The sequence below is a fragment of the Bradyrhizobium cytisi genome, assembly GCF_008123515.1.
GTDB classification, from domain to species: Bacteria; Pseudomonadota; Alphaproteobacteria; order Rhizobiales; family Xanthobacteraceae; genus Bradyrhizobium; species Bradyrhizobium cytisi.
This window is the reverse complement of sequence record NZ_VSSR01000114.1, coordinates 1-12716: the sequence shown is the minus strand read 5'-3', so window position 1 is coordinate 12716 and position 12716 is coordinate 1. Positions and strand designations below refer to the sequence as shown.

9 protein-coding genes and 1 pseudogene are annotated in these 12716 nt (G+C 60.4%); 5 read left to right on the top strand and 5 right to left on the bottom strand.

Annotated features, from left to right (window positions below; translation table 11 throughout):
* On the top strand, positions 1 to 204 hold a 204-nt coding region (locus tag FXB38_RS40690), incomplete at its 5' end, for a hypothetical protein (protein WP_210250999.1).
* Positions 185 to 1036 (top strand): recombinase family protein, encoded by an 852-nt coding sequence (locus FXB38_RS40685; RefSeq protein WP_347340271.1) that lies wholly within the window; start codon positions 185 to 187, stop codon positions 1034 to 1036. The genes FXB38_RS40690 and FXB38_RS40685, both read left to right, overlap by 20 nt.
* Before the next feature lie 203 nt (positions 1037 to 1239).
* On the opposite strand, the gene FXB38_RS40680 is transcribed toward FXB38_RS40685, so the two are convergent.
* The 5 genes and pseudogenes from FXB38_RS40680 to bioB form a co-directional block, all read right to left on the bottom strand.
* Positions 1240 to 2112 carry an SDR family NAD(P)-dependent oxidoreductase gene (locus tag FXB38_RS40680; RefSeq protein WP_148756509.1) on the bottom strand — a complete coding sequence of 291 codons (873 nt, stop codon included), beginning with the start codon at positions 2110 to 2112 and terminating at the stop codon, positions 1240 to 1242.
* 450 nt (positions 2113 to 2562) lie between these two features.
* A pseudogene (locus FXB38_RS40675) lies at positions 2563 to 3842 on the bottom strand (adenosylmethionine--8-amino-7-oxononanoate transaminase).
* Positions 3839 to 4471, bottom strand: coding sequence for a dethiobiotin synthase (gene bioD / locus FXB38_RS40670; RefSeq protein WP_148756508.1), 633 nt, complete (start codon positions 4469 to 4471; stop codon positions 3839 to 3841). The pseudogene FXB38_RS40675 and the gene bioD overlap by 4 nt, the downstream one beginning before the upstream one ends.
* Positions 4468 to 5622 (bottom strand): 8-amino-7-oxononanoate synthase, encoded by a 1155-nt coding sequence (locus FXB38_RS40665; protein ID WP_148756507.1) that lies wholly within the window; start codon positions 5620 to 5622, stop codon positions 4468 to 4470. The genes bioD and FXB38_RS40665 overlap by 4 nt, the downstream gene beginning before the upstream one ends.
* A 423-nt stretch (positions 5623 to 6045) precedes the next feature.
* Complete coding sequence (gene bioB, locus FXB38_RS40660; RefSeq protein WP_148756506.1) at positions 6046 to 7041, bottom strand: biotin synthase BioB; 996 nt, start codon at positions 7039 to 7041, stop codon at positions 6046 to 6048.
* A gap of 846 nt (positions 7042 to 7887) precedes the next feature.
* Between bioB and FXB38_RS40655 the strand changes: the two genes are divergently transcribed.
* From FXB38_RS40655 to FXB38_RS40645, 3 genes are all read left to right on the top strand, one after another.
* Positions 7888 to 9411, top strand: coding sequence for an AMP-binding protein (locus FXB38_RS40655; RefSeq protein WP_148756505.1), 1524 nt, complete (start codon positions 7888 to 7890; stop codon positions 9409 to 9411).
* A gap of 218 nt (positions 9412 to 9629) precedes the next feature.
* Positions 9630 to 10733, top strand: coding sequence for a phosphotransferase (locus tag FXB38_RS40650; RefSeq protein ID WP_148756504.1), 1104 nt, complete (start codon positions 9630 to 9632; stop codon positions 10731 to 10733).
* Positions 10734 to 10983: 250 nt separating this feature from the next.
* Positions 10984 to 12306: an acyl-CoA dehydrogenase family protein gene (locus tag FXB38_RS40645; protein WP_148756503.1), complete on the top strand. Its 1323-nt coding sequence runs from the start codon at positions 10984 to 10986 to the stop codon at positions 12304 to 12306.
* The last annotated feature ends 410 nt before the right edge of the window (positions 12307 to 12716 follow it).

The window sequence follows — 12716 nt, the reverse complement described above, 5'->3', positions numbered from 1 at the left end:
GGGAGCAGAACGACGCTTACCTTGCAACGGAGCCTGTTCGAGGAGGATCGCCAGACGCCGGCGATTCCGGCGTCGCAGAGAAGCACTCTCGTCCGCCTGATCGAGAGGCTGCTGGTCGAGGCCCTCGCCGACGGCGCCAATATCGAGACGGGCACGCCAACCGCAGAGACGAGGGAGGCCGCTCATGAGCAAGGTCACGCCTGAGCACCTCGCCCGTCAGGCCGTCGTCTACATCCGTCAGTCGACGCCTGATCAGGTCACCCATAACCTGGAAAGTAAGCGCCGTCAGTACAATTTGCCGGAGCGCGCGCGACAGCTGGGCTGGAGCGATGTTGCCGTCATCGATGACGATCTCGGCCGGTCCGGCGGTGGCGTCGCGCGGCCCGGCTTCGAGAAGCTGCTGGCCGCCATTTGTGAGGTGCGCGCCGGGGTCGTGGTCTCGATCGAAGCGTCGCGGCTCGCACGCAACGGTCGCGACTGGCACACCCTGCTCGAGTTCTGCGGTCTCGTCGGCACACTGATCGCCGACGAGGACGGCGTCTACGATCCGCGACAGCCCAACGATCGCCTACTGCTCGGCATGAAGGGTACCATGAGCGAAATGGAGTTGTCGGTACTGCGCCAGCGTTCGCTCGAAGCGCTGAAGCAGAAGGCGCGTCGGGGCGAGCTGTTCATGACGGTCGCCGTCGGCTACGTGCGGGTCGGCCACAACCGTATCGAGAAGGACCCGGATCGGCGCGTCGGCGAGGCGATTGCGCTCGTCTTCGCCAAGTTCACCGAGATGCAGTCGGTGCGTCAGGTGCACCTCTGGTTCAGACACGAGCGCGTTCCGCCGCCGGCCGTCACCTATGGCGCCGAAGGCCACCTGGTTGAGTGGAAGCTGCCGGTCTACAACACGATCCTGCACATTCTGACCAACCAATCTATGCGGGCGCGTATGCATTCGGGCGCACTGGCAGCCGCATCAGCATCGAGGCCGGCCGCAAGAAGGTGGTTCGCGGCTTCAAGAGGGAGCGCAAGGATTGGGAGGTGTTGATTCCGAACCATCATGAGGGTTATCTGAGCTGGCGAGAAGCCAGCAGCTCGTCGATGGCCATCGGCCGGGGCGTTGCCCCTTCACGCCAAGCGAATGGACAAGTCCTTCTGCGCCGCAGGATCTGTTGGCGAGCGCTCTGGTATGACGCAAGGGAGCGCCAGCGGACCTCCTTGCTGCCTCCGCCAGCGCCGGATTTCTCCACTCTAAGCCTTCGGGAGGACCCGCTTCAGGTCTGCGGGAAAGAACACCGAAGACGCGCGCGCCGCCACGTCCTGCGCAGTGTACGATCCTTTCGGTTGGAAGCCCTCAGTCATAAGCATCTTAATCTCTGCAATCTCTTCGCCCGATACGGCGAGGACTTTGCCCGAATGGTCAGCCGCCAAGTCGGAGGCCATGAAGAGCACGCCAGGAGCGACGTTCTCGGGACGCAGGATGGGATCGGGTTCGCCTTCCCGGGTGCCTGGAACGTCCGCCCACATGCGAGTGATGGCGTTTGGTGCCACACCCATAACGCGGATGCCATATTTGCGGCCCTCGATCGAGAGAACTCGTATCAAGCCATAGATACCCGCCTTGGCCGCTCCGTAATTTGCTTGGCCGAAATTCCCGAAAAGCCCTGACGTTGAAGACGTCATAATGATCACGCCGGGCCGACGGTTATCCTTGAGCCAGTTCCAAACCGGTAGCGAGCAGCAGTAGGTCCCCTTCAGATGAACCTTGACGACGAGATCCCAATCCTCCTCGGAGATTTTGGCAAACGTCCGGTCGCGCAAGATGCCTGCATTACAGATCAAGATGTCCACGTGGCCAAAAGCATCGATCGCGGCCCTAAGGATATTTTGACCTCCGGTCACGGTGGATACGTCATCCCCATTGGCCACGGCACGGCCGCCCGCTGCTACGATCTTGGCCACCACCTTTTCAGCCGCGGCGCTAGCGCCGAAACCATCGAGTGAGCTGCCGAGGTCATTGACCACGACGGCCGCGCCCTCCTTGGCGAAAAGCGTTGCATAAGCCTCGCCGAGCCCGCCACCTGCTCCAGTGATGATTGCCACCTTGCCGTCTAACAATCCCATGTCGTGCTCTCCAATGTCTGCATCGCAAGCGCGCGCGGCGCCACCGAAGCGTCCTTAGTAGTTCCTTGCTCGTCTGCTCACGGCTCACGAATATAAGGCCAAGGAACTCCCGTCACGCAGCCAAGCGAGAGTGTCGTCGAGATAGAGGACGGCTGCTGTGCGCAGGTCTCTCGCCTTTAAGACCAACGTTGCGCCATTTCAATTCCACCGACGCACGCTCGCGATCCTAAGCTTTACGCTACATCACAGTGTCGAATTTATTGTCGGCCCGTATCGTTGCTACGTTTGCTGATTGGCCTGCCCCATCGCGCAGCAACAATAGCTTACCGCTACCGTAAGGAAGAAAATCGGCCCCCTGTTACCTAGATACGCGCATTTCGGACTAATTTCCCGCTCTCGCGCAGAAGTTCATCGCACGAGCCATTACAAGAATGATGCCAGCTCAGACGGTCAGCTAATACAACATCGGTACACAGCATCGGCAGCGTCGCTAATGGCGGAGTAGATTTCAGCCAGGTCCGCCGCTGTGACGCAATAAGGCGGCATCACGTAAATCGTATTGCCAAGCGGCCGCAGCAGCAGAGATCGATCCTTAAAGAACACTCCAAGCTTTGGACCGATGCCCGCCAGATAGCCCGGATCGGTCGTCTTCAGATCGAGTGCTGTAATAGTCCCCGTCCGCCGAACGTTTCCAAAGCGGGGGTCGCTGCGAAATGGCTCGAGTGCCTGCTCTTGCAACTTGGCGATCAATGCTATTTGGTCGCGAGTGTTTTGGTGCCGCCAGAGATCCAAGTTAGCGCTTGCGGCGCGCAGGCCACTGGATTCGCGGTATATGAACTGGAATGAAAGAAGGTACGCGTACGATCCTGTGAATAATGCGCGTCGAAAATGTCCGCGCGACAGAGTGTCACGGCAAGTGGGAGCGCCCCACCGGTGAGACCTTTGGAATAGCAGGCGATGTCGGGCGTGACATTGGCTTGCTCGCAAGCAAATAGTGTACCGGTGCGGCCCCAGCCCGTCATGACCTCGTCAGCAATCAACAGAACGTCCGAGGCTTCGCAGATCTGCTTCATTTCTCTTAGCACCCAGGCTGGGTACATCAGCATTCCGCCCGCCCCCAATATCAACGGTTCGACGATAAAGGCCGCCGGCCTTTCCTTTCGGCAAATAGAGTCGAGTGCATCGAGAGCCGCTTGCTCATGGCCTTTCGCCGGGAACGGGATCGTTGTAACCTCAAACAGCAGTGGCCCGTAAGCTGCGTTGAATACGCTGCGGGCTCCGACCGACATCGCCCCTATGGTGTCACCGTGATAGGAATGTTCCATCACGACAATGCGCGACCGATGCTTGCCGATATTATGCCAATAGCCACCGGCCATTTTTAGCGCGACTTCCACGCTTGTGGAGCCGCTGTCGGAAAAGAAGACATGATCAAGCCCATCGGGCGTGAATTTCAACAGTTGGGCCGCAACTTCCTCCGCCGGATCATGGGTGTAACCGGCAAAGATGATCTGGTTGAGCCTGCCTGCCTGCTCTTGGATCGCGCTCACAATTCGTGGATGACAATGACCATGCGTCACGACCCACCACGATGAGATTGCATCGATGATACGAGATCCATCCGCAGCGTAGAGGTAGGCACCATCGCCACGCGCGATCTTCGTCATCTCGTCCTGAAGCCCGTGCTGCGTGAACGGATGCCAGACCGGTGACTTCCTCTTTGGTTTCATGATTTGAAGTCATCAGAACGGAACGAGGCTTTGAATGCATCCTGCAACGTGTTTGCCGTTAAAGGAGAAAGCTGGGGCAATCGCCCTAATCGTCGCACCCGCCCGATCTCGCAAATTGCACTCTCAGTGTCAGAATTCTCTTCGCCAATGAAAGCAATTCCGAGGATTCCGATCTGGCGCTGTCGCAGAGCCTCTATCGACAGTAGCGAGTGATTGATTGTGCCGAGCGCCGTTCTTGCACAAAGCACGATCGGAAGCTGCCATCGCTCGAAGATGTCAATGTACAGAATATTCTGCGTCAGCGGGACCATAAGCCCACCGGCGCCTTCGATCACGAGCGGCCGTTTTCCGGTATCCGGTACATGGAGCGAATCGGTATCGATCGGCACTCCGTCGAGTTCCGCGGATAGATGCGGCGAGGCAGGCGTTCTAAGCCGGTAGAACTCCGGCACGATCTGATCGGGCGAAAGACGTCCCAGCTGTGCGACGAGCTGGGCATCCGTCTCCCCTTCGAGGCCAGCTTGAACCGGTTTCCAATAGTTCGCGCCGAGAAGATTGGCGAGGCCTGCAGAAAACACAGTCTTTCCAATTCCGGTGTCGGTGCCCGTGACCACGATGCGCTGATTCACCGAGACCAGCTCCTCGTCTCCTCTTTAAGTGCATCTAGCATTAATCGGACGTCGTCTTCCCCGACATTCAGCGTGATTGAAATTCGGAGGCGGGCCGTCCCCGCAGGCACGGTTGGTGGCCGGATCCCACGGATATCGAAACCGCGCGCTTGCAGCGCAGAAGCCAAGGCCATTGCACGGGCATTGTCTCCAACGATGTAGGGGACGATCTGCGAATCCGAAGGACTCCGAAGACCTCGTGCGCGGATCTCCCGATGCGTGAATGCGACAAGGTTGGCCAAATGCTGCTGCCGCTCAGGTTCCTCTCGCAGGATCAAGAGCGCTTCTCGAACGGCGACGGCCATCAAAGGCGAGGGGGCGGTAGCGAAAATAAATGGGCGGCAGCGATTAACCAAGAAGTCGCGCAGAACGCGCTGAGCAGTCACGAGTGCGCCGGCGGCTCCCAGGGCTTTGCCACAAGTATGAACCACCAAGAGATTCTCGCGTTTCTCGTAGGGCGCACTGAGTCCTCGTCCGCGCTCGCCATAAACCCCGGTGGCATGAGCCTCGTCAATCATGAGGAACGCGTCGTGCCGGTCGGCGATCGCTACCAGATCCGTCAGAGGCGCGAAATCGCCATCCATACTGTAGACACTTTCGACGACGATCCAGACGCGCCCGACCCCGCCATTTGCCCGCCACTCACAAATCGTACTTTCGACGGACTGCGGGTCGTTATGTATGCTGATCCGAAAATCGGCCCGACTGGCTCGCGCACCTTCATAAATGCTTGCGTGCACGAGAGAGTCCAGAACAAGCAAGTCACCCCGCTGCGGCAGCGTAGTAAGCACGGCGAAATTTGCAACATAACCGCCGCCAAAGAAGAGGGCAGTCTCCACACCAAAAAACTGAGCCGCTTCAGCTTCGAGCCTTTCGTGCTCCTCGCAATTGCCGCGCAGAAGCCGCGAACCGCCGGCTCCGATGGGAGTTCCCGCCTCAAGCGCGGCTGAGATAGCGTTCTTAATACGCGGCGCCGTCGCGAGCGCCAGATAATCATTCGATACGAAATCACCCCCCGCGCGCGGCCTGAGGCCGCGGAGCCGTTCAGCTTCTTTCAGAGCATGCAAAGCTGCGACATAGTCGCCACCTTTGACCGCATGGATTGGTTTCATTTGTTACTCCTAGAAACGCCGCCAATCGCGCGAAGTTACATTGGCTGCAAAGCGTCATCCTGCAGGATTTCAACCCCGCAACATGACTGCCCCATGGACAAGGAGCCTGCAGATCTTGTCTTCGTCTTCGAACGAGGCATATGCAACGACGACCATTTCGTCGACAGTCATAGCGAGTTTCGTTCGCACAGTTCAGACTTTCGCAGCATCCTGCAGGGCCTCGATCATGTAGAATGGCAAAGCGGCCTCTGGATTCCATACTGAAGAGCTCCGCTCGTTCCTTGAGAGGGAAGCTGTCGCATGCAGCATCGACCTTTAGATCTGCGTCGGTCACGGAAGCGCTACCGATATTGACTTTCAGCAACGTGACTTGCACCTTTGAGCTAAGCTGAGGGTCCGCTGCGTCCTTGTCGAAGTGCTTCGTTAAGCAAGGCCGGAGGTGATACCGAGCCGGTGCAGCAAGTGCGCATCGTGGTCGCGTTGCGGATTCGTGGTCGTCAATAACACATCGCCAATGAAGAGCGAATTCGCGCCGGCCAAGAAGCACAGAGCCTGGAGTTCATCGGTCATATATTGCCGTCCGGCTGATAACCGAACCACGCTCTTCGGCATCATGATCCGAGCCGTCGCTAGCAAACGCACCAGCGCAATCGGATCGGGACGCTCCGCTGTCTCACTGACAGGGACGCCTTTGACCTCGCTCCATAGGTTAATCGGAACGCTTTCCGGATGGCTGGGGAGATTAGCCAGCAGCACGAGCATGGCGAGGCGATCCTCGACATGTTCGCCCATACCGAGAATGCCACCGCAGCAGACCTTGATGCCGGCCCTCCGCACATGCTCAAGAGTGTCGATACGATCCTGAAGAGTACGGGTGCTAATGATCTTCCCGTAGAACTCTGACGAAGAGTCGACGTTGTGATTGTAGAAGTCGAGCCCGGCATCAGCGAGTCGAGCGGCCTGCTTAGATGTCAGCATGCCCAGCGTGACACAGGTTTCCATGCCGAGCCGTTTGACTGCGCTAATCATGTCGCAGACTTGATCGAGGTCGCGATCTTTCGGACTGCGCCAGGCCGCGGCCATGCAAAAGCGGGTCGCGCCAGCATCTTTGGCGCGCTGCGCGGCGGCGACAACATCGATCTGCTTCATCAGGCGGGTGGCCTTGACGCCTGTGTCGTAATGCGCGCTCTGCGAACAGTAGCCGCAGTCTTCCGGACAGCCGCCAGTTTTAATGCTGAGCAGGCTCGCGGTTTCCACGCGGTTTGGGTCGAAATTGTCGCGATGAACGCTCTGAGCCTGAAACATCAGGTCGGCAAACGGCAGAGCATAAAGCTCCCTAGCCTCCGTTATGTCCCAGTCACTACGGGCCCGCGCGCTCTTGCCACGATCGTCTTGCTGCGCTCCCACTCCAGCAACCATAGGACTTATTCTCCAATCCGCGTCTCCGATCGTAGCAATAGCTGATCATGGATCGACGCTAGCGCTCGTGGCGGCTTGCAGTGACTGTCACCGCGAGCTGCAAGGTAAAGCGGGTCGATGCCTAAAGTTCGCGAAGATCAGTCCGAGGCTGCAGGAATCCTGCAAAATGAACGTCTCCTGAGATGTGGGCATCGAATGGTCGCAGCGCGATCGCTCGTCCGAGGCCGCCGATATCGAATCCAAAGCAATCGTTCTCATCCTAGCGAGATTACCATGATGACGGACGACGAGACCACGGCGATCGCGCGCCGCACGTTGGGCTCAACCGGTGAGCTTAGACCCATCGTCAAGTTCTTGAGCGGCGTGCAGAATGCGCGGCTGCCGCATTGGCAGTGTCATATTGCTAGTTCCAGACCGAGGTATTGTGACCTGGCATGCTATTTGGATCCAGCCGGGAGTACATGAGCGCGTTGGCTGTCTGGCTCTGGGCCACGACCGCAACGTCGGCTAAATCGTGGTTCGCCACAGGGGATTCATCTGTGCTCAAACTGCATCGAGCCGCTATACGCCTTCATCAACCGGCTCCGTTCGCTGATTTGGCCCAGTCCGGATGAGTAAGCGCCGACTTCCAAGTGAACGAACATTCGACTCCGCCATACCTGATCCGCGGCTCGATCCGTACGATAAGATTCTGCTCCAATCGCCGATATCCCGCCCGAAATATGCGTCGAAGCGGAACAGGTTAGCGACTTTATTCTGAGCTATGCGCTAATTAGATCGGACGGTAGAGCAGGCGCAATGCTGACACGCTGGCCTGCCTGTAATATTTGCAGCGGAAAACGGAAAATGGCTGAAAATCTGATTCCCTTGGGCGAGAAGCTTTTCCGCCGCGCTCAGATGACGCCGGATATCCCGGCGGTCAGTTGCTCCGAGGTCACCCTCACCTGCGAGCAGTTGGAGGCGCGAGCCAACCGCATCGCGCGGGCGCTAGAGGGGTTAGGGGTCAAGGTCGGCGATCTGGTCACCATAGGGCTGCCAAACGGGGTCGAGTTCATTGAGGCGTCCTGGGGCGTCTGGAAGCTGGGCGCGACACCCCAGCCAGTCTCCTCCCGATTAACGAACGTCGAGTTGAGGGCAATCGTCGACTTGGCCGATCCGCCGGTGGTTATCGCCTTGCCCGGGATGGAGGTCGACCGGCGACGGGTCACCGTCGAAGACCTCCTCGCACTGTCCGATGATGAGCGTCCGCTGTGGCCGCGCGTGGCTCCGGCGTTGAAGGCGATGACCTCGGGGGGCTCGACCGGTCGGCCCAAGCTAATCCTTTCGAACTCGCCCGGCCTGACCTCGGCGGCACCGGCTGACCAGGGCGGCTGGCGCATCCGGGCGGCCGAGACGATGCTAATACCCGGGCCGCTCTATCACGCCGTCCCTTTCAGTTGCGCTCTAGAAGGCTTCATCAACCACGCGCACGTGGTGCTGATGCCTCGCTTCGACCCCGAGGAGGTGCTGGCTGAGGTAGAGCGGCGCAGGGCGACTTGGATCTATCTCGTGCCGACGATGATGAACCGGATCTGGCGGTTACCGGAAGAGGTGCGAGGCCGGTATGATGTATCTTCGCTGAAAACGCTTTGGCACTTGGCCGCACCTTGCCCGCCGTGGCTCAAGGAAGCCTTCATCCGCTGGCTCGGGCCGGAGGTGATTATGGAGCTCTATGGCGGGACCGAGTCCCAAGCTTGGACCACCATCACTGGAAGCGAATGGCTCGATCATCGCGGCTCCGTCGGTCGTGTGATGGTTGGTGAAATGAAGGCCGTTGACCTCGACGGAAACGAAGTGCCGGTGGGTAAACTCGGGGAGATTTACATGCGGCGCCTGGAGGTCTCGCCGGCACCCTACCAGTACCGCGGCGCGACGGCTCGCAGCCTCCCGGGCGGTTGGGAGAGTCTCGGCGATATCGGCTATTTTGACGCTGATGGTTATCTCTATCTCGCGGACAGGCGCACGGATATGATCCTAGTCGGCGGCGCTAACGTCTATCCCGCTGAAGTCGAGGCGGCCATCGACGAGCACCCGCTTGTGCTCTCGAGCGCCGTGGTAGGCCTGCCGGACGAGGACATGGGTTCAACCGTTCACGCGATCGTTCAGGCTCGGCCAGGGCTGACCGCAGACACGTTGCTAGCGCACCTCGAGCAGCGGCTGGTGGGCTACAAACGCCCGCGAACATTTGAGTTCGTGGATGAGCCCCTTCGCGATGATGCGGGGAAGCTCCGTCGGACCAAGCTGCGTGATGAACGAATTGCGCGAACCAAGTTGGCTGCTAGGCTAGGCGGCTTCGGTTGGACCGACAATGTCCTAGGCGACAACTCGTAAGCATCTTCGATTTGACGGGGGCGCGAGGCAGTGATCCCGGGGGGGTAATAGGTGGCACGAGACCGGCAGTCGGCGCAGGAAAGCGCGCAGCTGCTCGGGTCCCCGGCAGCGCGTCGACTACGAATTAAAGATGGAGCGCGAGCAAGTGATCCGCATGAGCGCGGCGGCTTGGCGGTCCGCAACAGCGAAGTGCCAATGCGAATCCAGGAGACCGCCCAGTGAACCAGTTCGATAATTTTGTGGGCACACGACCCGTGGCCGAGCAGCACCGCTTCGATGTCGAGGCGCTCACGGCGTGGCTGCACGCCAACATCGAGGGCCTCCATGGGCCGCTCACGGTGGAGATGTTCAAGGGCGGGCAGTCCAATCCCACGTACAAGTTGAACACGCCGTCGCGCAGTTACGTGATGCGCGCCAAGCCCGGGCCTCTGGCCAAGCTGCTGCCATCGGCGCACGCCATCGAGCGCGAGTTCGCGGTGATGAGCGGGTTGGCGGGCACCGAGGTCCCCGTGCCGCGCATGTACGCCCTGTGCGAGGACGAGTCGGTCATCGGGCGCGCGTTCTACATCATGGAGTACATGCAGGGCCGGGTGCTATGGGACCAGTCGCTGCCCGATGCCACGCCTGCTCAACGCGGTGAGATCTACGAAGAGATGAACCGCGTGATCGCGGCGCTGCACACTGTCAGGATTGACGAGCGTGGCCTGGCGAACTACGGCAAGCCCGGCAACTACGTCGAGCGTCAAATCGGCCGCTGGAGCAAGCAGTACAAGATGTCCGCCGACGGCGCGGGCCCAATGTCACAGCCGATCCGCGAGATGGAGCGCCTAATCGAATGGCTGCCCACGCACATCCCCGTTACGGCGCGCGATGAAGGTAAAGTCTCGATCGTCCATGGCGACTTCCGCCTGGATAACCTGATGTTCCATGCCACCGAGCCACGGGCGATTGCCGTGCTCGACTGGGAGCTGTCCACGCTGGGCCACCCTCTCGCGGACTTCAGCTATCACTGCATGGCCTGGCACATCCCGCACAGCTCCTTTGGCGGCATCGGCGATCTGAATTTGTCCGGGCTCGGCATCCCGCGTGAAGATAACTACATCCGCCGCTACTGCGAGCGCACGAAGCTGACGACGCCCGATGCGCTCAAGGCGGACTGGAATTTCTACATGGCCTTCAACCTCTTCCGGGTGGCGGCGATCCTGCAAGGCATCGCCAAGCGCGCCGAGGCCGGCATCGCTTCGAGCGCACAGGCGGCCTCTTCCGGCGCCAGCGCGCGAGCTTTCGCTCAGATGGCCTGGCGATTCGCCGAAAGAACCTGAACCGATTATTCCCAAGGAGAGCAGCGCGTTTTGGCCTGCTGCAGGAGGGCCTGATATCGCCGGAAAAACCTGCAGACTGTGAGCGATGCCATTCTTCTCAAATCGAACAATGTCGCGGAAAATTTGGCGTGAAGTCGCCGAATAAGACGATAATCGGCGTCTAAGTCTCAGTAGAGTGACGGCTCACAACCCCTCAGATTGCAGGCGATCTGCCGCGTTGGGGCGCGTTAATCTTTTTCAGAGGCAACTCATGACCATGAACGCCGAACGGCCGGAGACCGGCTTTGCCCTCAACCCGCAGGACGAGCTAAACGACCTGCGCATGTCCGACAAGGCGCTGCCGCTCTATAAGAAGGTCAAGCGGTTTATTCGCGAAGTGGGCGAGCCGGCGGATGCGGAGTTCCACCGCCTGGGCGAGGGCCGCCGCCCGGACATCTGGCAGTTCGCGCCTGGACAGCTCGAGCTGCTGGAGGCCGCCAAGGACAAGGCCAAGGCCCAGGGCCTGTGGAACTTCTTCCTGCCGAACGCCGAGACCGGGGAGGGCCTCTCCAACCTCGACTACACCTATATCGCCGTCGAGCTCGGCAAGAATCGGCTGACGTCTGAGATCATGAACTGCGCCGCGCCGGACACCGGCAACATGGAGGTGCTGGAGCGCGTCGGCACGCCGGAGCAGAAAGAGAAGTGGCTCAAGCCGCTGCTCGAGGGGAAGATCCGCTCGGCCTACTGCATGACCGAGCTGAACACCGCCTCTTCCGACGCCAAGAACATCGACACCCGCGCGGTCCGCGTCGGGGACGAGTACATCATCACCGGCGAGAAGCATTACATCTCCGGCGCCGGCGACCCGCGCTGCAAGGTGATGATCACCATGGTGCGCACCGGCGAGGAGAGTGCCCCGCCGCACCTGCGCCAGTCGCAGATCCTCGTGCCGCTGCCCTGCGAGGGCGTCGAGATCGTGCAGGGCCAGCAGGTGTTCGGCGATCCCCACGCGCCGCACGGCCACATGCACATCCGCTTCAACAACGCCCGCGTGCCAGCCTCGAATATGCTGCTCGGCGAGGGGCGCGGCTTCGAAATCAGCCAGCTGCGTCTCGGCCCGGGCCGCATCCACCACTGCATGCGCGCCATCGGCTTGGCGGAGAAGGCGCTCGACCTAATGGTCCAGCGCGGCATGAGCCGGGTGGCGTTCGGCAAGCCGATCATCCAGCTCGGCGGCAACCCCGAGAAGGTCAGCCGCGCGCGCATCGAGATTGAGGCCATGCGCCTGATGGTGCTGAAGGCCGCCAAGGCGATGGATGTGCGCGGCAACCGCGAGGCACGGGTGTGGATCCATATGGTCAAGGCGATGGTCCCGGAGCGGGTGTGCCTGATCATCGACCAGGCGATCCAGATGCACGGCGCGCTGGGCCTCTCGCAGCACACGCCGCTGGCGCAGATGTACGCCTCGGCCCGCCACCTGCGCATCGCCGACGGCCCGGACGAGGTGCACCACATGGTGGTCGGCCGCAACGAGCTGCAGCAACTCCGCGCCGAGGCCGACGCTTCTCTGGCGGCGGTGTTCCGGAATTAGAGCCGCGCTCGAGTTCCTCTCTCTTTACGGGCCTGTTCCGTAACGGCCGGGTGAGGCAGGCTCGCGCTTGGTAGCGCGGCGAGGCGCGTCGGGCGGTCGAGTTTGGAGCTCCTGGCGGCGCGGAGTCTAGCGATGCGCCCGTCTCGGAGAGAGCCCGCTATGAACATGGGTCAAGGCTTGCTCTTCTGCACCTCAGCGGCCGCGGTCTCTTGGGAGGCCAACGTTGCAAAAGCGGCCTGGGACGAGGTAAATAGGCGAGGAAAAATCCGCGCGGCAGGTCTGGTGGCCAAGCGCGCAGGCGAACTAGTGTTCCGATGCTGACGGATGATTCACAAATCGGCTCAGACCTGCGAATCTGCGCCGATGAGGAAAATCGAACGGATTTCGATCTGTCTCTTATACACATCTCC